The organism is Streptomyces albiaxialis, from assembly GCF_039530985.1.
Lineage (GTDB): Bacteria > Actinomycetota > Actinomycetes > Streptomycetales > Streptomycetaceae > Streptomyces > Streptomyces albiaxialis.
This window is the reverse complement of the sequence record NZ_BAAAPE010000032.1, coordinates 1-22,761: the sequence shown is the minus strand read 5'-3', so window position 1 is coordinate 22,761 and position 22,761 is coordinate 1. Positions and strand designations below refer to the sequence as shown.

Here is a 22,761-nt window from a genome sequence, read left to right as displayed (position 1 = left end):
GCCGCCGCGCTCGCGTCCGGCCCGCCGCTCTCGGAGGCCGCCCGCACCCAGCGCCGCCGCGAGCTGGCCGTCCTCGCCTGGCCCGAGGCCGCGGGCATCGCGCCCGAGCAGCGCGAGGCGCTGGAGCTGTCCGTGCGCCACGGCCTCGCGGCGCACGAGGTCGGTTCCGTGCTCTCGCTCAGCACCGAGGCGGCCAGCACCCTCCTCTCGAACGCCGCCTGTGAGGTCGAACGGACGCGGGCCGCGCTCGCCGTCGTGGAGACCGGCGGCTGCCCCGCCGTCGCCCGCCTCGCCGGGGACGACCGGCTGCTGATGGGCACCGCCCTCCGCCGCGAGCTGGTGCGGCACGTCGACGAGTGCGCGGAGTGCCGCCGGGGCGCCGAGCGCGCCATGGCCGGGGTCTCCTGGCCGGGGACGGCGCCCGCCTCCGCGACGCTCGCGGTGCTGGACGCCCCGCGTCCCGCGATCCACGCCGCGGTGGCGGCCGTGCGCAGGGCGCGTGCGCCGCACGCGCCCCGGTTCGACAAGGCGGGCTTCCCGCTCGACCTCAAGGTCCGCGCGGCGCGGCGCGAGCGGCTGCGCAGCAAGGCCGTCACGACCACCGTCGTCGCGACGGTCGTCGCGGCGCCGGTCCTCGCGCTCTGGGCGGCCTACCGGGGCGCGCCCGTCACGGGCGAGCGCGAGGCCGACAGCTCCGTCTCCGCCTCGGAGGGCGGCGGCCCGGACAGCCTGGACGGACTGCCGTACGAGAACGCGGGGCGGGCCGACAGCCCCAAGCCCAAGAAGCACGGCGGCCGTTCGCGTTCCGGCGTCTCCGTCGACGTGGACACGCCCGGCGGGCGGCACGGGAAGGGCGCGGGGCGGCTGAAGGTCGAGGCCGAGCCGTTGGGGCACGGCTCGCTCATCACCCTGACAGCGACCGGGAGTTCGCCGGTGCGCTGGTCGGCGGCGGCCGACGCGCCATGGCTGACGCTGAGCCGCACCGGAGGGGTGCTGCGGCCCGGCGAGAGCGCGGCGATCAGGGTGGCCGTCGACCGTTCGCGCGAGCCGTCGTACGCCTGGGAGGCGCATGTGCGGATCGATCCCGTGCGGGCGGTCGTCACGCTGGAGGGGCCCGGGGTTGGGGCCTCGCCCTCCAGGCCGGGAGGCGGCGGAGGTTCGGGCGGTGGCGAGCGGCCCACGCACGGCCCCGCCCCCTCCAGGCCCCCGTCCTCCTCGAACCCCCCGTCCCCCACGGACCCTCCGTCCTCCCCGGACCCCACGCCCACGTCTCCGGACCCGACGCCCACGGAGTCCGACTCGCCCAGCCCGAGCCCCACAGAGAGCGAACCGACGGTGTCACCCTCCGCCTGACGGAGCGCCCGGCTCCGCCGCCCGGTCACGACACATCGGGGCTTGCCCCATAAGGGGCGCGGGGAACTGCGCGCCCAGCCACGACGCGGCGGCAGCCCGCGACGCACGGCCCGGGGCACCCCGTACCCGGCTCTTGTACGCGGGGCACCCGGCGCAGGGGGCTGCGCTTGCCAACCCTGCGCCTTGCGCAGACTTCCCAAGCTCAGCGGAGGGAGAAGCGCAGACTTCCCAAGCTCAGCGGAGGGAGAAGCGCAGGCGCCCCGTCAGGGGCGCGGGGAACTGCGCGGCCAGCCACGACGCGCTCGCGGTCCGCGAAGCACAGCACGGGGCATCCCCGCGTACGGGGACCTTACGGGGCCGGGTCGGCGGGGTGGGGGGCCAGGAGAGGGAGTTGCGCGGCGATGTGCCGCTCGCAGAGCTCGCGGAGTTTCTCGTAGCCGGCGGCACCCATGAGTTCGGTCAACTCCGGCCGGTACGACTCGTACACCGGCCGGCCCGCCCCGTGCGCCGAAGGCGCGGACGTGCACCACCAGTGCAGGTCGTGGCCGCCGGAGCCCCACGCCCGGCGGTCGTACTCGCCGATCGAGACGTACAGCACCTCTTCGCCGTCCGGCAGCTCCACCCACTCGTACGTCCGCCGGACCGGCACCTGCCAGCACACGTCCGGCTTGGTCTCCAGCGGCTCGCGGCCCTCGTCCAGCGCGAGCTTGTGCAGGGCGCAGCCCGCGCCGCCCTCGAAGCCGGCGCGGTTGTTGAAGATGCAGGCGCCCTTCCAGCGGCGGGTCTGGCGCTCGCCCTCCTCGCTGACCTCGGTCCAGCCGCTCTCCTCGGCCACGCCGTGGAACTGCCAGATCTCCGGCGTCAGCCGCGCCACGTGCTCCGCGACGCGTTTCTCGTCGTCCTCGTCGGAGAAGTGCGCGCCCAGCGTGCAGCAGCCGTCGGAGGCGCGGCCCGCGGTGATGCCCTGGCAGCCCTGGCCGAAGATGCAGTTCCAGCGGGAGGTCAGCCAGGTCAGGTCGCAGCGGAAGACCTGCTCGTCGTCGGCCGGGTCCGGGAACTCGACCCAGGCGCGCGTGAAGTCGAGACCCGTCTCCTCGTCGCGCGCCCGGGGGGCCGCGGGCGCCTCGTGCCCCGCACGTGCGCCCTCGTCCAGCTTCTTGCGCTTCGCCGCTTTCGTCTTACCCACGCGTCCAGCGTACGGGCCATGAGCCCCCGCCCCCGCATTCGTACCGCCTCGGCGGCGCGGGCAGAAGGCGGCTAGCGTGCTGTGTATGAGACTCGGTGTCCTCGATGTGGGCTCGAACACGGTCCACCTGCTCGTCGTGGACGCGCATCCCGGTGCGCGCCCCCTTCCCGCCTACTCGCACAAGGCCGAGCTGAAACTCGCCGAACTCCTCGACGAGGACGGGGCCATCAGCGAGGACGGGATAGCCCAGATCGCCACCACGCTGCGGCACGCGCTGGAGGTATCCGAGGACAAGGGCGTCGAGGACCTCGTCCCGTTCGCGACGTCCGCCGTGCGGGAGGCGAGCAACGCGGACCATGTGCTCGCGCGCCTCGCCGAGGAGACCGGGGTCAAGCTCCAGGTGCTCTCCGGCGAGGAGGAGGCGCGGCTCACGTTCCTCGCCGTGCGGCGCTGGTTCGGCTGGTCGGCGGGGAGACTGCTGGTCCTGGACATCGGCGGCGGTTCACTGGAGATCGCCTACGGGCTCGACGAGGAGCCCGACGCGGCCGTCTCCCTCCCGCTGGGCGCGGGCCGCCTCACCTCGGGCTGGCTGCCCGGCGACCCGCCGGACCAGGGGGACGTACGGGCGCTGCGGCGGCACGCGCGCGCCGAGATCGCCCGTACGGTCGGGGAGTTCAGCCGCTTCAACCCGCCGGACCACGTGGTCGGCACCTCCAAGACGTTCAAGCAGCTCGCGCGGATGGCGGGCGCCGCGCGCACGGGGGAGGGGCTGTACGTCCAGCGCGAGCTGAGCCGCTCCTCGCTGGAGGAGTGGGTGCCGAAGCTGGCCGTCATGCCGACCGAGGAGCGGGTGGAGCTGCCCGGCGTCTCCGAGGGCCGCGCCCACCAGCTTCTCGCGGGGGCGATGGTCGCGGAGGGCGCGATGGACCTGTTCGGCGTGGACACCCTGGAGATCTGCCCCTGGGCCCTGCGCGAGGGCGTCATCCTGCGCCGCCTCGACCATCTGCGCTCGGCCTGAGAGACATCGCACAGTCCGCGGCGGGCGGGAGGCGGGGGACGGGAGACGAAGCGGGCAAAGGCGGATGTGCCCTGCCGGACCGGTTCCGGGCGGGTCCCGCGCGGGCCCGCGGGGCGCCGGGGGCGGGCGGATCGGCCCCCGGAAGCGGCTTAAGGTGGCTGTCGTGGCCAAGCAAACCGTGCGCGTTCCCGCCGCGAAGGTCGCGCTGTCGACGGCGTCCGTCTATCCGGAGTCCACGGCGGCGGCCTTCGAGATCGCCGCGCGTCTCGGCTACGACGGCGTCGAGGTCATGGTCTGGACCGACCCCGTCAGCCAGGACGTCGACGCGCTGCGCCGCCTGTCGGACTTCCACGGCGTCCCGATCCTCGCCGTGCACGCACCGTGTCTGCTGATCACGCAGCGCGTCTGGTCCACCGATCCGTGGACCAAGCTCACCCGCGCGAAGGCCGCGGCGGAGAAGCTGGGGGCGAGCACGGTCGTCGTCCATCCGCCGTTCCGCTGGCAGCGTTCCTACGCCCGGGACTTCGAGCGCGGCGTGTGGCGGATGGCGGACGAGACGGACGTCCGCTTCGCCGTCGAGAACATGTACCCGTGGCGCTACCGCGACCGCGAGATGCTCGCCTACGCGCCGGACTGGGACCCGACCAACAACGACTACCGGCACTTCACGATCGACCTCTCGCACACGGCCACCTCGCGCACCGACACCCTCGCCATGGTCGAGCGCATGGGCGACCGGCTCGGCCACGTCCACATCGCCGACGGGCTGGGGTCCAACAAGGACGAGCACCTGGTGCCGGGGCGCGGCTCGCAGCCCTGCGCCGAACTGCTGGAGTCCCTCGCGCTGCGCGGCTTCGACGGGCACATCGTCGTCGAGGTCAACACCCGGCGTGCCATGTCGGCCGCCGAGCGCGAGGAGGACCTGGCCGAGGCCCTCGCGTACACCCGGCTGCACCTCGCGGCCGCGCTCAGCGAGCCGGGGGCCAAGCCGTGAGCGCCGCCACCCCCGGGGGCCCGGCGGCCGCGCCGCGCAAGCGCGGGCGCCCCGCGCGCGGGAGCGCGGAGGACGGGCCGGGCGCCCGGGAGCGCATCCTCACCTCCGCGCGCACCGAGTTCGCCGAGCGCGGCTACGACAAGGCGTCCGTACGGGCCATCGCGCGCGGGGCCGAGGTCGATCCCGCGCTGGTCCACCACTACTTCGGCACCAAGGAGCAGGTGTTCGGGGCCGCGATCGAGAGCGCCTTCGCGCCCGCGTTCGTGGTGCCGCGGATGTTCGAGGACTCCCGGCCCGAGGAGCTGGGCGAGAAGATCGTCCGGGCGTTCTTCCACATCTGGGAGGACCCGCGCACCCGCGACCCGATGCTCGCCGTGCTGCGCTCGGCGGTGAACAACGAGAAGGCCGCGCAGGTCTTCCGCCGGCTCCTCCAGCGCAATCTGCTCTCCCGCGCCGCCGCCGTCCTGGACGTGCCGGACGCCGAGCTGCGCGTCGAGCTGGCCGCCTCCCAGATGGTCGGCGCCGCGCTGGTGCGGTACGTGATCGGGATGGAGCCCATCGCCTCGGAGCCCCTCGACCAGCTCGCCGCGCGCCTCGCGCCCGCCGTCCAGCAGCACCTCACCGGTTCACCGGCGCCCGGTGCGGGTGCGGCTGCGGGGGGTACGGCGGGCTCGTAGTACCGGGCGCGGGGACGCCCGCGCCACTCATTGCGTCCCGCGCGCCCGGCCCGGCGCCCGTACGGCCCGCCCCGCGGCGCGGCCACCACAGCCCCCGACCCAGCAGCGCCGCGAGCGCGGGCACCAGCAGCGTCGCGAGGACCAGCGAGGACAGCAGGATGCCGAGGCCCGTGCTGAAGCCGATCTCCTGCTGGTCCGGGCTGGCGACGAGGCTGGCGAAGGACCCGGCGAGGACGAGCCCGGCGGTGGCGATCGCCGGCGCGGTGTGCCGTACGGCCTCGGCCACGGCCTGCCGGGCGGTGACGGGCTTGTCCATCTCCTCCCTGATCCGGTCGCTGATCAGGATGTTGTAGTCGGTGCCGAGCGCGACGACGAACAGGAACAGCACCAGCGGCAGCGTGAAGGTGATGCCCGGCCGGTCCAGGCCGTGCTGGAAGACCAGCGTGCTCGCGCCGAGCGTGGCCACGAAGCCGCAGCCGATGGCCAGCATCAGCACCAGGGGCGCCAGCAGCGAGCGCAGCAGCAGGAGCAGGATCAGCCCGATCAGCCCCGCCGCGACCGGGAAGACCAGCCGCAGGTCCTTGTCCACGGAGGCGGAGATGTCGGCGAACACGGCGGCTGTGCCGGTGATGTGCGCCTCGGCACCCCGGGGCGCGTGGCCGGCGAGGGCGCCCCGCACGGGACCCGAGACCAGGTCGCGGGCCTTCTGGGACTCCGAGTCCGTGCTGAGGAAGACGTTCATGCGGGCCGCCGAGCCGTCCTGGTTCAGCGCGGGCGGGCTCACCTGGCCGACGCCCTCGACCCGGGCGACGGCGCCCGCGAGCCGCTTGAGCGCGCCCTTGTCGAGGGTGCCTCCGGCGTCGTCGCGTACGTACACGGTGTGCGGGTCGGAGGCCCCGGCGGGCAGGCCGCGGGCTATCTCGTCGGCGGTGCGGGAGGCGGCGGTCTCCTTCTGCTCCGGCGGGTCGTAGCTCATCCGCACCCCGGCCACGCCCGCGGCCAGCACGCCCAGCAGGGCCAGGCTGCCGAGGACGTACGCCGCGGGCCGGCGGCCGACGGACCGGCCCAGGCGCGCGGCGACGCTGTCCGGGCGTTCCCTCTTCCAGCCGCGCGCGGGCCAGAACAGGGCGCGGCCGAAGAGCGACAGCAGCGCGGGCATCAGGGTCAGGCTCGCCAGCAGCATCACCAGGACGGAGACGGCGATGGCGGGGCCGAGGACGCGGAACTGGCCGAAGCTCGCGAGCCCGAGGGTCGCGAACGCCGCCACGATGGTCAGCGCGGCCGAGGTGACGGCGGCGCCGACCCGGCCGGAGGCGCGCGCCGCGGCCTCCCGGCGGTCCAGCCCGGGGTCGGCGCGCAGCTCCTCGCGGAAGCGGAACATCAGGAACAGGAAGTAGTCGATACCGATCCCGAGAAGCACCACGCTGATCAGCGACGGCGTGCCCGCGTCGAGCTGGATGCCGAACAGCTTCGCGGCGCCGACCACGGCCCCCGCGCCCGCGCCGCCGACGAGCAGCACCGCGAACAGCGGCACGACGGCGGCGAGCACGCTGCGGAACGCGAGGACGTTCAGCAGCACGATGAGCCCTATCGTCAGCACGCCGACGAATTTCTCCGTGTCCTCGTTGGCCTTCAGGGAATCGACGGTGCTCGCGATTCCGCCGGTGAATCCGGTCCGCAGCTCCGATTCCGCGAATTCCTTCCGCGCCGCGTCCCGGAATTCCTCGTAGACCTTGTGCAGCGCGGGGTCGTTGGCGTTTCCGTGCAGGGAGACGGTCAGGAGCTGGAATTTCCCGCCGGGTTCGACGGGCCCCGCGGCGACCTTCGGCGTCTGGGAGTGGTCCACGGCGAACGGGTCCGGCTTCTCGGCGGTGATCCGTTCCTTGCCCAGCGCCGCGGCGGTCCTCTTGATGTGCGCCCGATCGTCCCCGGTGAGCTTCGCCCGGTCCGTACGGGCGACGAGCACCGTGACGGCGTTGTCGTCGGGCTTCTCGCCGAATTCCTTCTCCGCGATGTCCAGCGCCTTGGCGGAGTCGTACGTCGAGGGAAGGAAGTCGGCCGACTGCGCGTCGGTGACGCGGTGCGTCATCGTCTGGCCGACGAAGGCGAGGGCCACGCCGAGGAGCAGCCAGACGACGAGCGTCTTCCAGCGGTTCCTCGCGGCGTACGAGGTGATACTGCGGATCATGAGTCCCATTCCCTGTCGACGGGCTGTGCGCGGAATTTCCGGGCCTTTTCCACGTCATCACGGGGAATGCGCCGGTACGTCGACCGGAGGAAGGGATCCTGACCGGGACCCGGGTACGGGGTCCGCGCCCGCCCAGGACCCCGGTCCGGGGCAGGCCAGTGGTCCCGGGGCGGGTGGACGGGCCGCGCCGTACAGAGGTGCGATAGTGCGGGCGACGGCGCGGCGACCACGCGCGCCCGCACCCACCGGCCCGGAAGGAGGCGCCCGGTGCCCTGGACCCGGAACGACCTGCTGATCGTCCTCGTCGCGGGCGGCGTCGACGTCGTCGCCCTGCTCGCGTCCCGCCCGGGTGGCCCGGCCGGTCCCGCGGCGGCCCTCCTCGCGGCCGCCGCGCTCTGCCTGCTGGCCCGGCGCGGCCATCCGCTGCCCGTGCTCGGCGGCGTCCTGGTCCTCCAGCTCGCGAGCGGCGTCCTCGCGCCGATGCCCGACACGTTCGGCGCCACCACGACCGTCGCGCTCTACACGGTGGCCCGGCACCTCCCCCGCCGCACCGTCGTCCTCGCCGACGCCTGCACGCTGGCCGCCTATCTGATCCGCGCCGCCCAGGGATCGGATCCGTACCTCCAGCGGGCGCTGGCCGACGCCATGGCGGTCGCCCTCGTCACCGCCGTCGGGATCGGCGTGCGCAATTGGCAGCGGCAGGCCGACCTGAACCGGCGGCTGCTGGCCGAGCGCGCCGTCGCCGAGGAGCGCCGCAGGATCGCGCGCGAGCTGCACGACATCGTGGCGCACCACATCACCACCATGTACCTGATGTCGGGCGGCGCGCGGACCACGCTCGACACGGACCCCGACACGGCCCGCGAGGCCCTCGTGACGCTGGAGCAGTCGGGGCGTACGGCCCTGAGCGAGATGCGGCAGCTCCTGGGCGTGCTGCGCGACACCGACCGCGCGGAGGGGGACGGGGAGGACGGAGAGGACGGGGCGCCCGCCGCCCCGCAGCCCGGCATCGACGACATCGCCCGCCTCGTCGCCGAGGCGAACGCGGCGGGGCAGCGTACGGAGTTCGAGGTCGCGGGGGAGCGGCGTGCGCTGCCGCAGACGGCGGAGCTCGCGGTCTACCGCGTCGTCCAGGAGGCGCTCAGCAACGTCCGCAAGCACGCCGGACAGGCCCGTACCGTCGTACGCCTGGAGTACGGCCGGGACCGTGTGGGCGCCGAGGTGGTCAACGACGGGACGCCGGGCGGCGGCCGGGGCGGCGTGGCCGGAGGCGTCGCGGTGCGGGGAGGATACGGATTGCTGGGGATGCGCGAACGCATGGCCGTGCACGGCGGCACCCTGGAGGCCGGCCCCCTCGAAGGGGGCGGATTCAGAGTCGCCGCGGGCCTGCCACTGCCCCCGCACGGTCACGAGGAGGAGGCGGGGACGGGATGAGAGCACCGGACAACGACGAGCCGGGCGCGGGCGGCGGCCGGAAGATCACCGTGCTCATCGCCGACGACCAGCCCCTCGTGCGCCGCGGACTGGCCCTGGTGCTGCGCTCCGATCCGGACATCGAGGTCGTCGGCGAGGTCGGCGACGGCGAACAGGCGGTCGAGGCCGCGCACCGGCTGCGTCCGCACGTGGTCCTGATGGACATCCGCATGCCGGTGCTCGACGGCGTACGGGCCACCGAGCGGCTCACCGCCGAGCTGCCCGCGTGCCGGGTGCTGGCCCTGAGCACCTTCGACCGGGACGAGTACGTCGTACGGGCGCTGCGCGCGGGCGCGGCCGGGTTCCTGCCCAAGGACGTCTCGCCCGAGGAGCTGGCCGCCGCGCTGCACACCGTGGACCGCGGCGAGGCCGTCGTCGCGCCGCGGCTGCTCACCCGGCTCATCGCGGAGTTCGTCACCGCCCGTACCCCCGAGCCGCCCGCCCGGGTCCCGGCGCTCTCCGCGCTCACCCCGCGCGAGGTCGAGGTGCTGCGGCTGGTCGCCACCGGGCTGGACAACACGGAGATCGCGGCGGCGATGGGCATCGGCGTCCAGACCGTGAAGAACCACGTCACCGGCGTCTTCGCCAAGCTGGAGGTGCGCGACCGGGCCCAGGCGGTGATCGTCGCGTACGAGACGGGGCTGGTCAGGGCCGGGGGACAGGGCGGGGGACACGGCGGAGGGCGCGGCGGTGGGCAGGCCGGTGGGCAGGCCGGAGGGCAGGTCCACATTCCGAACCGCTCGTCCAGATCTTGAGCGCGAGGCGTACCCTCGGGGTCTCTCGTACGTATCGCAGCAAGGTTTCGCACCAAGGAGGGGCAGCCATGCCCGAGCTGAGGTCCCGCACCGTCACCCACGGCCGCAACATGGCGGGCGCACGCGCCCTTATGCAGGCCTCGGGCGTAGCGCGCGAGGACTTCGGCAAGCCCATCGTCGCCGTGGCCAACAGCTTCACCGAGTTCGTCCCCGGCCACACCCACCTCCAGCCGGTGGGCCGGATCGTCTCCGAGGCGGTCAAGGCGGCGGGCGGCATCCCCCGCGAGTTCAACTCGATCGCGGTCGACGACGGCATCGCGATGGGCCACGGCGGCATGCTCTACTCGCTGCCGTCCCGCGACCTGATCGCCGACTCCGTCGAGTACATGGTCGAGGCCCACTGCGCGGACGCGCTGATCTGCATCTCGAACTGCGACAAGATCACGCCCGGCATGCTGATGGCCGCCATGCGGCTCAACATCCCGACCGTCTTCGTCTCCGGCGGCCCCATGGAGGCCGGACGCGCGACGCTGGTGAACGGCACCGTCCGCAAGCTGGACCTGGTCGACGCGATGTCGGAGGCCGTCAACGACAAGGTCTCCGACGAGGACATCCTCCGTATCGAGGAGAACGCCTGTCCGACCTGCGGCTCCTGCTCCGGCATGTTCACCGCGAACTCGATGAACTGCCTGACCGAGGCCATCGGCCTGGCCCTCCCCGGCAACGGCTCGGTGCTGGCCACGCACACCGCGCGCAAGGAGCTGTACGAGGCGGCGGGCCGCACCGTCGTCGAGATCGCCGAGCGCTACTACGCGCAGGACGACGAGACGGTCCTGCCCCGCAGCGTCGGCTCCCGCGCCGCGTTCGAGAACGCGATGGCCCTGGACATCGCCATGGGCGGCTCCACCAACACGATCCTGCACCTGCTGGCCGCGGCCCACGAGGCGGAGCTGGACTTCGTGATGAAGGACATCGACGCCCTCTCCCGCACGCTGCCCTGCCTGGCGAAGGTCGCCCCGAACGTCACCGCGAACGGGACGTACTACATGGAGGACGTGCACCGCGCCGGCGGCATCCCCGCGATCCTCGGCGAGCTGTACCGCGGCGGGCTGCTCAACGAGGACGTGCACACCGTCCACTCGCCGTCGCTCGCCGACTGGCTGAAGAACTGGGACGTGCGCGGCGGCTCGCCCTCGGCCGAGGCCGTCGAGATGTTCCACGCGGCGCCGGGCTGCGTCCGCTCCGCCGAGGCCTTCTCCCAGTCCGAGCGCTGGGACTCGCTGGACACCGACGCCGCGGGCGGCTGCATCCGCGACGTCGAGCACGCCTACTCCACGGAGGGCGGCCTCGCCGTCCTGCACGGCAACCTCGCCGAGAACGGCTCCGTGGTGAAGACCGCGGGCGTCGACGAGTCGATCCTGACCTTCACGGGACCGGCCGTCGTCTGCGAGTCCCAGGACGAGGCGGTCCAGCGCATCCTGAACAAGGAGGTCAAGGAGGGCGACGTCGTCGTCATCCGCTACGAGGGCCCCAAGGGCGGCCCCGGCATGCAGGAGATGCTCTACCCGACCTCGTTCCTCAAGGGCCGCGGCCTCGGCAAGGCCTGCGCGCTGATCACCGACGGCCGCTTCTCCGGCGGCACGTCCGGGCTCTCGATCGGCCACATGTCGCCGGAGGCGGCGTCGGGCGGGACGATCGCGCTCGTCGAGGACGGCGACGAGATCGTCATCGACATCCCGAACCGCTCCCTGGAGCTGAACGTCCCCGAGGCCGAGCTGGCCTCCCGCCGCGAGGCGCTGGGCGGCCGGTACGCCCCGAAGAACCGCGAGCGCAAGGTCTCCACCGCCCTGCGGGCGTACGCCGCGATGGCCACGAGCGCCGACAGGGGCGCCGTCCGCGACGTCACGCAGATCGAGCGCTGACCCGCCCGGACCCCGAGGGGGCGGTGGGTGCCGCCGCCTCCTCGGCAGGGCCGGGGAGCGATAATCGAGCCGTGCGCAAGACGACCCGGACCCCCGAGACCCCCGACACCGGCGGCGAGCCCCGGCCCGAGCCGATCCGTTTCTACGGCACGACCTGGGTGGACCACTCCGGCGGCTACGCGCTGCGCCGCGCGGGCCTCGCCCTCGGCGCCCTCGCCGCCGCCGCGCTCGGCGCCCTGCTGCTGCGCTTCGCGTACGAGGGCGTGGCCCTCTCCGACATCGGGAGCTGGGCCTCGCTGCTGCTGGTCGTCGCGTTCGCGCTGTGCAGCGCGATGGCGTTCACCCGCACTCTCAGCTCGTACAGCCGCCGTCCCGACGAGACGGCCGGGAAGGACGCGGCGGCCGAGTCCTCGATGCGCAGCATCCGCGCCATCGGCTTCGTCGGCGTGCTGCTCGCGTACGCCCTGCGGAGCTGCGTCGAGGCCCCGGGCGAGAAGCTGCTGCGCGGCGAGTACGAGGAGGCGCGCGCCCGGTACGAGCGCCGCCGCACCGCGCGTACGGGCAATCCGGCGGCCAAGGCCAAGGCCAAGAAGAAGCGCGGGAACAAGAAGCAGTAGGGCTTCAGGGCCGTCCCGCACCGCCGTCAGGGGGATCCCTGACGTATCCCCGACTTCGCCTCCCCGCGCTCGACACCCCGCGCGGACATGTGTCAGCTTTTTCTTACACACCACACAGGGAGGGGTCGCGGTGAGCGCGATCGAGACCCCGACGGGAGACGACCTGCTGAAGGTCCTCGCGGCACTCGGCAATCCCCATCGTATGAGGATCGTCGCGGCGCTCTTCGAGGGCCGGAACTACGTCAGCAGGCTCGCCCGCGAGATCGGCATGAGCCGGCCACTGCTCCATATGCACCTCCAGCGGCTTGAGGCGGCGGGTCTCGTCGTCGGGACGCTGGAACTGTCGGACAGCGGCAAGGCCATGAAGTTCTTCGAAGTGGCCCCGTTCGTCTACGAACTGACCCCGGCGGCCGTCGCCCGCGCGGCGGCCACCCTCAGCGACTCCGCGGCCGAGGAAACGACGGCGGAGCGGAGAGAAGGAGCGAAGTCGACGTGAAGGAGCAGCTTCCCCTTGCCGCTGCCGAGGACATGGCGGGCGTCTGGGCTGCCGCGCTCGGCACCGCGGGGGTCTTCGCACTGATCATCGTGATCGTCTGGCAGATCGCCGCGACCTGGCGGGCCAGGATGCTGGCCTCCCGGGAGCAGCAGTACAAGGAGCTGGCGCAGAAGTACGCGCAGCTCTTGGAGGACAACGTCGAGCTGCACCGCCGCAGCATCGACGAACTGACGCAGGCGCGGCAGTCGATCGCGTCGATGGAGAAGATGATGCGCGAGATCGAGTAGCGCGCGGCCCGTACGGCCGTACGTACCGCCGCACGTACGGCCGGGAGCGGCAACTCCCGGCCGTACTCGTGAGCACGAGCATTCAAGACGCGAAGCCCATCGCGAGAACCCGCACCCACACCACAGGAGACTACCCATGCCTGCCCGCAGTGCGGCGCGGCGCCTGGTCACGGCACCCGGCGGCCGCCGCTCGAAATGGCTCGTCCTCGGCGTCTGGCTGATCCTCGCCCTGGCCCTCGGCTCCCTCGCGGGGAAGCTCGGCGACGTCGAGGAGACCGGCGCCAACGCCTTCCTCCCGCGCGGCGCCGAGTCCGCCCGGGTCAACACCGAGCTGGAGAAGTTCCGCGGCGAGGACGAGATCATCCCCGCCGTCGCCGTCTACTCCCGCGACGGCGCGCGCACGACCGCCGCCGACGCCGCCAAGGCGCGCGCCGACCGCGCGGAGTTCGCCGCGCACGCCGCCGAGGGCGAGAGGACCACGGGTCCCGCACCCGCGAAGGACGGCAAGGCCCTGATGCTGGTCGTCCCGCTCGCCACGGGCGGCGACACCGACATCACCGACACCCTCAAGGAGCTGCGCACCGTCGCCGCCGCGCACGCCCCGCCCGGCCTCGACGTCGAGGTCGGCGGCCCCGCCGGGTCCCTCACCGACAACGTCGAGGTCTTCGACGACCTCGACGCCACCCTGATGCTCGCCACCGGCGCCGTCGTCGCCGTGCTGCTCCTGCTCACCTACCGCAGCCCGCTGCTGTGGCTGCTGCCGCTGCTCTCCGTCGGCTTCGCCTCGGTGCTCACGCAGGCCACCACGTACGTCCTCGCCAAGTACGCCTCCCTGCCCGTCGATCCGCAGAGCTCCGGCATCCTCATGGTGCTGGTCTTCGGCGTCGGCACGGACTACGCGCTGCTGCTCATCGCCCGTTACCGCGAGGAGCTGCACGTCACCGAGGACCGCCACGAGGCCATGCGCACCGCGCTGCGCCGCTCCGGGCCCGCGATCCTCGCCTCGGCCGGCACCATCACCGTCGGCCTCGCCTGCCTGGCGCTCGCCGACATCAACTCCTCGCGCTCGCTGGGCCTGGTCGGCGCGGTCGGCGTCGCCTGCGCGTTCCTCGCGATGATCACGGTGCTGCCCGCGCTGCTGGTGGCGACGGGCCGCTGGGTGTTCTGGCCGTTCGTCCCCCGCCACGGCACGGCGCCGCGCGAGAGCCGCACGGTCTGGGCCCGCGTCGGCGCCCTGATCGCGCGCCGCCCGCGCTGGTCCTGGCTGATGACGGTCGCCGCCACGGCGGTGCTGGCGCTGAGCGCCACGGGGATCACGCTGGGGCTGACCGAGGAGGAGAAGTTCCAGGACAAGCCCGAGTCCGTCGTCGCGCAGGAGAAGATCGCCGCGCACTTCCCCTCGGGCTCCACCGACCCCGCCACGGTCGTCGTACGGACGGACGCGCGCGGCGAGGTCACGGCCGCCGCGAAGGCGGTGCCGGGCGTGCAGTCCGTACGGCCGGACGACCGTACGGACGACGGGAAGCTGACCAGCCTCGCCGTCACCCTCCGGCACGCCCCGGACAGCGAGGCGGCGAAGGACACCGTCGAACGGCTGCGCGACAAGGTCCACGCCGTGGAGGGCTCGGGCGCGCTCGTCGGCGGTACGACCGCCGAGGACGTGGACACCCGGCGCGCGGCCGACCGCGACCTGCGCACCGTCATCCCGGTCGTGCTGGCCGTGGTGCTGCTCGTCCTGATCTGGCTGCTGCGCTCGCTGGTGGCGCCGCTGATGCTGCTGGCCACGGTCGTGCTGTCGTTCTTCGGCGCGCTGGGCGGCGCGAACCTCCTCTTCGAGCACGTGCTCGGCTACGCCGGAGTGGACCGCGCCATTCCGCTGATGGGCTTCGTCTTCCTCGTCGCGCTGGGCATCGACTACAACATCTTCCTCATGACGCGCGTCCGCGAGGAGGTCGCCACCGGCAGGCGGCACGCCAGGGGGGTCCTGACCGGGCTGACCGCGACCGGCGGCGTGATCACCTCGGCGGGCATCGTCCTCGCGGCGACGTTCGCGGTCTTCGCGACGATGCCGCTCGTGACGATGGCCCAGCTCGGCGTCCTGGTGGGCCTCGGTGTCCTGCTCGACACCTTCCTCGTCCGCACGGTCCTGGTCCCGGCCCTCGCCCTGGACCTGGGCCGGGTCCTGTGGTGGCCGGGCGCGCTGGCTCGCCGGCACGATGTACCGGACCCACCTGCGCTCGGGCAGTCTGCGCCAGGGGCACCGGGGGCACCTCCCCAGCTCGGAGAGCTCGGGGGCGGGCAAGCGCAGCACCGGTCACGGGCCCGCACCTGACAACGCGCCCCGTCCGTAGGGTCACCGGCCCCCCGTGCGCCACCCCTCCAGCGCCGTCCGGCACGCGTGGTCCACGTACCTGAGCCCGCTCACGTCGAGCTCGACCGCGCGGTCGGACGGCAGCGCGCGCAACTGGTCCAGCAGGGAGGGGAGCCGCAGAAAGGTCGCGCTGCCGCAGATCCGTACGCGCAACGGCCGCCCGGGACCAGGGTCGTGCGCCTCCAGGGCCACGTGCGAGGACTCCCACGCGGACTTGACCACCGCGAGCAGCAGCCCGGTCAGCACGCCCAGGCACATGTTCGTGCCCACGATCGCCACCGCCGTGGTGCCCAGCACCACGGCCTCGCCCCGGTGGTCCCGCCACAGCACGGCCAGTTGCCGCAGGGGGATCAGCCGCCATCCCGCGTGGACCAGCACCCCGGCGAGCGCGGCGACGGGGATGAGCCCGAGCACGCCGGGCAGCAGCGCGACGAAGACCAGCAGCCACACCCCGTGCAGCACTCGGGAGAGCTTGGTGCGCGCGCCCGCCTCGACGTTCGCGGAGCTGCGGACGATCACCGCGGCCATCGGCAGCGCGCCCAACAGCCCGCACACGGCGTTGCCCGCGCCCTGCGCCAGCAGCTCCCGGTCGTAGTGGGTGGGCCCGGCGTCGTGCATGGGGTCCACCGCCGCCGCGCTGAACAGCGTCTCGGCCGAGCCGATCAGCGTGAACGCCAGCACCGTGCCGGCCGCCGCGGCCAGCGTCCCCTCGCCCGTCAGCGCCGCGAGGTCCGCGAGCCCCGGCGGCTGCACGGCGCCGAGGAGGCCCCGCACCTCGATCCGCGCCACGGGCAGACCGAGCGCCGCGACGGCCGCCGCCGCGAGCCCGACCGCGGCCAGCGGCGCGGGCACGAGGCGCGCGACCGGGTGCCGGCGCGGCCACAGGACCAGCACCAGCACGGTCGTGGCGCCCACGCAGAGCGCGGTCATCGCGCTCCGGGAGACCATCACGTGCGCCGCGAGCCCGGGGAGCCCCGCGAGGTTGCCGGGCCCGTCGCCGTACGCCTCCGCGTCGGCCATGCCGTACACCTGTCCGGCGATCAGGACGAGGCCGATACCCGCGAGGGTGCCCTGGACGACGGCGACCGAGACCGCGCGGAACCAGCGGCCGAGCCGCAGCGCCCCCATGGCGAGCTGGAGGAGGCCCGCGGCGAGGACGAGCACGCCCAGCGCGGTGAGCCCGTGGGTGCGGACGGCGTCCAGGACGAGGACGGTGAGCCCGGCGGTCGGGCCGCTGACCTGGAAGGTGCTGCCCGGGAGCAGCCCGGCGACGAGCCCGCCGACGATGCCGGTCACCAGCCCCAGCTCCGCGGGCACCCCGGACGCGACGGCGACGCCCACGCACATGGGCAGGGCCACGAGAAAGACGACGAGGGAAGCGGTGACGTCCCCGGACACCGTGGGGAATGCCGTGGGGAACGCCGTGGAACTGAACCGCATGAGGCTCCTATCGGTCACGCTCCGTGCCTTTGCCGTCCCTTGACTCCCCCAGGTCGGCGAAGTTCATTCTGTCTGCCCGGAGTTACATGACTACGGAGGGTGAATGAGGCGCGGCCTTGACGGCGCGCGAGGGCGGCGCGCATAATTCATCACATGATGAATAAACCTCCGGCGGTCAGCGCACGCGGCCTCACCGTCGTGCGAGGTGTCCGCACCGTGCTGGACGGACTCACGTTCGAGGTCGAGCCGGGCACCGTCACCGGCCTGCTCGGCCCCTCCGGGAGCGGGAAGTCCACCCTCATCCGCGCCCTCGTCGGCACCCAGGCCAAGGTCACCGGCGACCTCCAGGTGCTGGGCAGGCCCGCGGGCTCCGCGCCCCTGCGCTCCCGCGTCGCGTACGTCACCCAGTCCCCGTCCGTCTACGATGACTTGACGGCCCGTCAGAACCTGGCGTATTACTCGGCGGTTCTCGGCGTCCCCCGCGCCGAGCGCGCCGCGCAGATCGACCGCGTCCTCGCGGACGTCGACCTCACCAGCCACGCGGGCGACCTCACCGGCCGCCTCTCCGGCGGCCAGCGCTCCCGGGTCTCCCTCGCCGTCGCCCTGCTCGGCACCCCCGAGCTGCTCGTCCTCGACGAGCCGACCGTCGGCCTCGACCCCGTCCTCCGCCGGGACCTGTGGGCCCTCTTCCACCGCCTCGCCGCCGACCGGGGCGTGACGCTGCTGATCTCCTCGCACGTCATGGACGAGGCCGACCGCTGCCAGCGGCTGCTCCTGCTCCGCGAGGGCGCGCTCCTCGCCGCCGGCTCCCCGCGCGAGCTGCGCGACCGCACCGGGACGGACACGATCGAGGACGCGTTCCTCAAGCTCGTCGAGTCCGCCCGCCAGACCGACTACGACGAGGTGACCCGGTCATGAACGCCGCCCGCACCCTGGCCACCGCCGGCCGGGTCCTCCGCCAGCTCAGCCACGACGTACGCACCGTCCTGCTGCTGATCCTCGTCCCGGTCCTGCTGCTGATCCTGCTGTACTACGTGTTCGACTCGGACAAGCGCGGCTTCGACGGCATCGGCGCCTCGCTGCTCGGCATCTTCCCGCTGGTCACGATGTTCCTGGTGACCTCGATCGCGACCCTGCGCGAGCGGACCTCGGGCACCCTCGAACGGATGCTGTCGATGCCGCTCGGCAAGGCGGACCTGATCGGGGGGTACGCACTGGCGTTCGGCCTCCTCGCGGCCGTCCAGGCCGGGGTCGCCACGGGCGTCGCCATCTGGTTCCTCGACCTCGACATCACCGGCTCGCCCTGGCTCCTGCTGCTGATCGCCCTGCTCGACGCCGTCCTCGGCACGGCCCTGGGCCTCTTCGTCTCGGCCTTCGCGCGCTCGGAGTTCCAGGTCGTCCAGTTCATGCCCGTGGTGATCTTCCCGCAGATCCTCCTGTGCGGCCTCTTCGCCCCCCGCGGCTCGATGCAGCCCGTGCTGGAGTACGTGTCGAACGTGCTGCCGATGTCGTACGCGGTCGACGGCATGGGCGAGGTCCTCCGCCACACCGACCCCACCGGCGACTTCGTCCGGGACCTGGCCGTGATGGCGGGCGCGGCCCTCCTGGTCCTGGCCCTGGGAGCGGCGACCCTCCGCAGGCGCACACCGTAGGGACACGTCCGTACAGCGCACAAAACGCAGGGGCTTGCCCTCCAGGGGCGCGGGGAACTGCGCGACAAGCCCGGACGCACCCGCACCCCGCAAAGCACAGCAAGGGGCACCCCGAACCCGGCCCCCGGACAAGAGGGCACCCCGAACCCGGCCCCCGGACAAGAGCGCACCCCAAGCCCGGCTCGTGCCCCAACGCACCGGTGGGAAACTGGCCGCATGACCACCCAGAAAGTCGCCGTGCTCGGCACCGGCAAGATCGGCGAGGCCCTCCTGTCCGGCATGCTCCGGGGCGGCTGGCCCACCAGCCGCCTCCTGGTCACCACCCGCCGCCCGGAGCGCGCGAAGGAGCTCCACGGGCGCTACGGCGTAGAGGCCGTCACCAACGCCGAGGCCGCCAGGGCCGCCGACACCCTCATCCTCACGCCCAAGCCCCAGGACATGGCCGTCCTCCTGGACGAGCTGGCGCCGCACGTCCCCTCCGACCGCCTCGTCATCAGCGGCGCCGCCGGCATCACCACCCGCTACATCGAGGAGAAGCTCCCGCGCTACACGCCCGTCGTCCGCGTCATGGCCAACACCCCGGCCCTCGTCGACGAGGCCATGTCCGTGATCTCCCCGGGCGCCCACGCCACCGAGGCCCATCTCGCCCTCGCCGACGAGATCTTCAACGGCGTCGGCAAGACCCTCCGCCTCCCCGAGTCCCAGCAGGACGCGGCGACCGCCCTCTCCGGCTCGGGCCCGGCGTACTTCTTCTTCCTCGTCGAGGCCATGACCGACGCCGGCATCCAGCTCGGCCTCCCGCGCGACAAGGCCCACGAGCTGATCGTCCAGGCCGCGATCGGCGCCGCCACCATGCTCCGCGACAGCGGCGAGCACCCGGTCACCCTCCGGGAGAACGTGACCTCGCCCGGCGGCACCACCATCAACGCCATCCGCGAGCTGGAGAACCACCGCGTGCGCGCCGCGTTCATCGACGCCATCGAGGCCGCGCGCGACCGCAGCCGCGAGCTGGGCGCCTGAGGACGGCCGCCGGATGACGATCCGCGTCCTGCTCGCCGACGACGAGACGATGGTCAGGGCGGGCGTGCGCGCGATCCTGTCCACCGCCGACGGCATCGAGGTCGTCGGCGAGGCGTCCGACGGCCGCGAGGCACTCGACCTCGCCCGGCTGCACCGCCCCGACGTCGCCCTGCTCGACATCCGCATGCCGGTGCTCGACGGCCTCGCCGCCGCGGCGGAGCTGCGCCGCGCGGTCCCCGGCACGGCCGTGGTCATGCTGACGACGTTCTCCGAGGACGAGTACATCGCGGGCGCCCTCGACATCGGCGCCAGCGGCTTCCTCCTCAAGTCCGGCGATCCGTACGAGCTGATGGCCGCCGTCCGCGCGGCGCACGGCGGCGCCTCGTACCTCTCCCCGGACATCGCGCACCGCGTCATCCAGCAGGTCAGCGGCGGCGGCCGGATGACCCGGCGGGCCGAGGCCAAGGAGCGCGCGGCGGCGCTCGCCCCGCGCGAGCGCGACGTCCTCGCGCTCCTCGGCGAGGGCTGCACCAACGCCGAGATCGCCGCCCGCCTCCACCTCGTCGAGGGCACGGTCAAGGCGTACGTCAGCGCGATCCTCACCCGTCTCGGCGTGCGCAACCGCGTCCGCGCCGCCCTCCTCGCGTACGAGGCGGACCTCACGTCGGAGCACCCGGACGGCGGCGCAGACGCAGCGCCCTGACGCCCTCGTGCAGCAGCGTGACCGTGAAGGCCAGCCCCAGCCCGAGCGCCACCCCGCGCAGCGGGCTCTCCTCGAAGGCCGCCCCGCCCGCGTACCCCAGCAGGCTCGAATAGACGGCCCAGCTCACCGCCGCCACCGCGTCGTACCGCGTGAAGAGCCGCCGCGGATAGCCGGTGGCCCCGGTGGTGAGCGTCGCGGCCGTGCGCCCTCCCGGGATGTAGCGCGCCACCACCAGCACCAGCCCGCCCCGCTCCGCGAGCATCCGCCCCACCCGGTCGTACGCCCGCCGCGCCCGGCTCCCCTCCTTCAGCCGCGCGAAGATCCGGTCGCCCGACTTCCGCCCGATCAGGTACGAGACGTGGTCGCCGCAGAACGCCCCCAGCGCCGCCACCAGCATCACCAGCGGCAGCGAGGGCTCGCCGGACGCGGCGAACACCCCCAGCGTGATCACCAGCGTCTCGCTCGGCACCACGGGGAAGAACCCGTCGAGCATCGCGATCCCGAAGAGCGCCACAAAGACCCACGGCGTGCTCACGAACCCCTCGACGGCATGCACTATCGCGTCGTTCATGCCCGCACGCTAGAAACCGCGACCGCCCCCGCACCGCTCACCAACGGCACCCTCCGTACCTGTCTTTCGGCAGGTGTCGCCCTCGTCCCCGCCGCGTAGCGTGAGCCGCGTGACCGGCCCCGCCCCCGCTCCCACCTCCTCCCCGCTCGTACGCCGCCTCGCCCCGTACGCCCAGCGCGTGCGCGACCGCCGCGAGCCCCTCCTCGACCTCCTCCTCTGGCTGGCCGTCACCGCGCCCCTGCTCCTCTTCCACGACGCCCCCGCCTGGGCCCGCGTCGCCGGGGTCCCGGTGCTCGCCGTCGCCGTGGCCCTCGCCCGCCGCGCCCCGCTCGTCGCCCTCGCCCTCCCCGCGACCCTGAGCCTGGCGGCCACCCCGGAGCTGTTCACCAGCTCCTTCTCCGTCGCGCTGCTCGCCCTCTCCTACCTCCTGGGCCGCAGGTCCCCCGACGTCCGATGGGCCCTCCTCCTCTTCGCCGCGCTCTGCGTCGCGGGCCTGGCCCTGGTGCTCGCCCGGCGGGACACGACCCTGTGGGAGTGGTTCACGCTCGTCGCCACGGTCCTCTTCGCCCTCGACCTGCCCTGGCTCCTCGGCCGCTTCCGCCGCCAGCAGGCCGAGCTGGTCCGTACGGGCTGGGAGCTGGCCGCACGCATGGAACGCGAGAAGGAGCTGGTCGCCGACCGTACGAGGCTCCGCGAGCGCTCCCGTATCGCCGGGGACATGCACGACTCCCTCGGCCACGACCTCAGCCTCATCGCCGTCCGCGCCGCCGCCCTCCAGGTCCAGCCCGACCTCACGGACGGGACCCGCGCGCAGGCGGCCGAGCTGCGCCAGGCCGCCGCCGACGCCACCGCCCGCCTGCGCCAGATCCTCGGAGTCCTCCGCGAGGACGGCGACCGGGCCCCCAGAGAGCCGGCCACCGCGCCGCCCGAGCCCCTGGAAACCCTGATCGCCCGCGCCGCCGCCTCCGGCGTCCAGGTCGAGCTGGTCCGCCGCGAGGCCCTGGGCCTCCTCCCGGCCGAACCGCCCCCGATGACGGCCCACGCCCTCCACCGCCTCGTCCAGGAGTCCCTGACCAACGCCACCAAGCACGCCCCCGGCGCCCCGGTCACGGTCACGGTGACCAGGAACGCGGAGACGATCGAGGTCACGGTGGCGAACCCGGCCCCGGCCACCGCGGATCCGGTGACGGACACGGGCACGGACAGGGGGAGCGATACGGGCTCGGGCCTGGTCGGCCTGGACGAACGGATACGCCTCCTCGGCGGCACCCTGCGCGCCCGCCCCCTCGACGGCGGCTTCGAGGTCGCGGCGACCCTTCCCCTCACCCCGCACGCGGATCCGACGGCGACCCCCGACGGCCTCGCCACGGAGACGGACACCTCCCGCGAGGCCCTGGACCGGGCCCGGCGCCGCGTACGCCGCCGCCTCCTCGACGCCCTCTGGATCCCCCTGGCCGCGACCCTGGTCCTCGGCCTGCTGATGCTGGGCTTCAACCTCTACACGTCGTACCGGTCGGTCCTCGACGCCGACGCCTACGGCCGCCTGCACGTCGGCGACCCCTTCTCCCGGTTGGAGCCCCGCCTCCCGGCGTACGAGTACGACGACGAGACCCGCCCCTTCGGCGCCCCCGAGGACCCGCCGGACACGGACGAGTGCCGCTACTACCGCACCGAGACCTTCGACAACTCGCCCGTCTACCGCCTCTGTTTCACGGCGGGACACCTCAGCCACAAGGACAGGCTGACCCTGAGTTGACACCGGGTGGGCGGATCCGTAAGGTTCACCGGGTTGCCAGCGAGCCGGAACGGTTCTCCGGCAACTCCTCCCGCCGTTCAGGCGGAACCCACTATGAAGCACCATCTCCCTTCGCGGGGACGAATTTGGCATGCCAAATTCTGAAGCGAAAGGCTCGATTTTGAGCCCGAGGGGAAATCCGCTAAAGTAGTGGACACACCGAAGGGAAGCGCCCGGAGAAACCGGTGAAACGGTTTCGAAGGAAGCGTCCGTTCCTTGAGAACTCAACAGCGTGCCAAAAGT

The 22,761-nt window shown here is 73.4% G+C and carries 20 protein-coding genes; 16 read left to right on the top strand and 4 right to left on the bottom strand.

The annotated features are described in order from the left end of the window. The coding region (locus tag ABD343_RS40160; RefSeq protein WP_344535780.1) for a BACON domain-containing protein at positions 1-1,353 on the top strand (1,353 nt) is incomplete at its 5' end. A 349-nt stretch (positions 1,354-1,702) separates the two neighbouring features. Here ABD343_RS40160 and ABD343_RS40155 read toward each other — a convergent pair. Then, positions 1,703-2,539 (bottom strand): DUF3109 family protein, encoded by an 837-nt coding sequence (locus tag ABD343_RS40155; protein WP_344535779.1) that lies wholly within the window; start codon positions 2,537-2,539, stop codon positions 1,703-1,705. An 85-nt stretch (positions 2,540-2,624) separates the two neighbouring features. Here ABD343_RS40155 and ABD343_RS40150 point away from each other — a divergent pair, with 85 nt between their 5' ends. The 3 genes from ABD343_RS40150 to ABD343_RS40140 all read left to right on the top strand — a co-directional run bounded on the left by ABD343_RS40150 (position 2,625) and on the right by ABD343_RS40140 (position 5,228). Next, positions 2,625-3,557: a Ppx/GppA family phosphatase gene (locus ABD343_RS40150; protein ID WP_344535777.1), complete on the top strand. Its 933-nt coding sequence runs from the start codon at positions 2,625-2,627 to the stop codon at positions 3,555-3,557. A 178-nt stretch (positions 3,558-3,735) separates the two neighbouring features. Then, complete coding sequence (locus tag ABD343_RS40145) at positions 3,736-4,551, top strand: sugar phosphate isomerase/epimerase family protein (RefSeq protein ID WP_425578392.1); 816 nt, start codon at positions 3,736-3,738, stop codon at positions 4,549-4,551. Next, positions 4,548-5,228, top strand: a complete 681-nt coding sequence (locus ABD343_RS40140) for a TetR/AcrR family transcriptional regulator (RefSeq protein WP_344535773.1) — start codon at positions 4,548-4,550, stop codon at positions 5,226-5,228. The genes ABD343_RS40145 and ABD343_RS40140 overlap by 4 nt, the downstream gene beginning before the upstream one ends. Here the strand turns inward: ABD343_RS40140 and ABD343_RS40135 are convergent. After that, positions 5,170-7,416: an MMPL family transporter gene (locus tag ABD343_RS40135; protein WP_344535771.1), complete on the bottom strand. Its 2,247-nt coding sequence runs from the start codon at positions 7,414-7,416 to the stop codon at positions 5,170-5,172. The two genes, ABD343_RS40140 and ABD343_RS40135, sit on opposite strands and share 59 nt — an antisense overlap. A 267-nt stretch (positions 7,417-7,683) precedes the next feature. Between ABD343_RS40135 and ABD343_RS40130 the strand changes: the two genes are divergently transcribed. The 7 genes from ABD343_RS40130 (at position 7,684) to ABD343_RS40100 (ending at position 15,298) form a co-directional block, all read left to right on the top strand. Next, positions 7,684-8,850: a sensor histidine kinase gene (locus tag ABD343_RS40130; RefSeq protein ID WP_344535769.1), complete on the top strand. Its 1,167-nt coding sequence runs from the start codon at positions 7,684-7,686 to the stop codon at positions 8,848-8,850. After that, complete coding sequence (locus tag ABD343_RS40125; RefSeq protein WP_344535768.1) at positions 8,847-9,644, top strand: response regulator; 798 nt, start codon at positions 8,847-8,849, stop codon at positions 9,642-9,644. The genes ABD343_RS40130 and ABD343_RS40125 overlap by 4 nt, the downstream gene beginning before the upstream one ends. Before the next feature lie 68 nt (positions 9,645-9,712). Next, positions 9,713-11,566, top strand: a complete 1,854-nt coding sequence (gene ilvD / locus ABD343_RS40120) for a dihydroxy-acid dehydratase (RefSeq protein ID WP_344535767.1) — start codon at positions 9,713-9,715, stop codon at positions 11,564-11,566. A gap of 71 nt (positions 11,567-11,637) precedes the next feature. Then, on the top strand, positions 11,638-12,183 hold the full coding sequence (locus tag ABD343_RS40115) for a hypothetical protein (RefSeq protein ID WP_344535766.1): 546 nt from the start codon (positions 11,638-11,640) through the stop codon (positions 12,181-12,183). 130 nt (positions 12,184-12,313) lie between these two features. Further along, a complete protein-coding gene (locus ABD343_RS40110; RefSeq protein ID WP_344535765.1) occupies positions 12,314-12,679 on the top strand; it encodes an ArsR/SmtB family transcription factor in 366 nt (121 codons plus the stop codon). Positions 12,680-12,711: 32 nt separating this feature from the next. After that, complete coding sequence (locus ABD343_RS40105) at positions 12,712-12,966, top strand: hypothetical protein (RefSeq protein ID WP_344535909.1); 255 nt, start codon at positions 12,712-12,714, stop codon at positions 12,964-12,966. 136 nt (positions 12,967-13,102) lie between these two features. Continuing rightward, positions 13,103-15,298, top strand: coding sequence for an MMPL family transporter (locus ABD343_RS40100; RefSeq protein ID WP_344535763.1), 2,196 nt, complete (start codon positions 13,103-13,105; stop codon positions 15,296-15,298). 21 nt (positions 15,299-15,319) lie between these two features. On the opposite strand, the gene ABD343_RS40095 is transcribed toward ABD343_RS40100, so the two are convergent. Further along, positions 15,320-16,777, bottom strand: a complete 1,458-nt coding sequence (locus ABD343_RS40095) for a SulP family inorganic anion transporter (protein WP_344535761.1) — start codon at positions 16,775-16,777, stop codon at positions 15,320-15,322. 153 nt (positions 16,778-16,930) lie between these two features. Between ABD343_RS40095 and ABD343_RS40090 the strand changes: the two genes are divergently transcribed. The 4 genes from ABD343_RS40090 (at position 16,931) to ABD343_RS40075 (ending at position 20,152) form a co-directional block, all read left to right on the top strand. Continuing rightward, entirely contained in the window at positions 16,931-17,695 is a 765-nt protein-coding gene (locus tag ABD343_RS40090; protein ID WP_344535759.1) for an ABC transporter ATP-binding protein, read from the top strand. Then, a complete protein-coding gene (locus tag ABD343_RS40085) occupies positions 17,692-18,429 on the top strand; it encodes an ABC transporter permease (RefSeq protein ID WP_344535757.1) in 738 nt (245 codons plus the stop codon). Before ABD343_RS40090 ends, ABD343_RS40085 begins: the two co-directional genes overlap by 4 nt. Positions 18,430-18,645: 216 nt before the next feature. Continuing rightward, positions 18,646-19,449, top strand: coding sequence for a pyrroline-5-carboxylate reductase (gene proC / locus ABD343_RS40080; RefSeq protein WP_344535756.1), 804 nt, complete (start codon positions 18,646-18,648; stop codon positions 19,447-19,449). A 13-nt stretch (positions 19,450-19,462) separates the two neighbouring features. Beyond that, on the top strand, positions 19,463-20,152 hold the full coding sequence (locus ABD343_RS40075) for a response regulator transcription factor (RefSeq protein WP_344535755.1): 690 nt from the start codon (positions 19,463-19,465) through the stop codon (positions 20,150-20,152). Here ABD343_RS40075 and ABD343_RS40070 read toward each other — a convergent pair. After that, entirely contained in the window at positions 20,109-20,723 is a 615-nt protein-coding gene (locus ABD343_RS40070) for a DedA family protein (RefSeq protein ID WP_344535753.1), read from the bottom strand. The two genes, ABD343_RS40075 and ABD343_RS40070, sit on opposite strands and share 44 nt — an antisense overlap. A gap of 109 nt (positions 20,724-20,832) precedes the next feature. On the opposite strand from ABD343_RS40070, the gene ABD343_RS40065 reads away from it, so the two are divergent. Next, positions 20,833-22,479 carry a sensor histidine kinase gene (locus tag ABD343_RS40065; RefSeq protein WP_344535751.1) on the top strand — a complete coding sequence of 549 codons (1,647 nt, stop codon included), beginning with the start codon at positions 20,833-20,835 and terminating at the stop codon, positions 22,477-22,479. Positions 22,480-22,761: the final 282 nt, after the last annotated feature.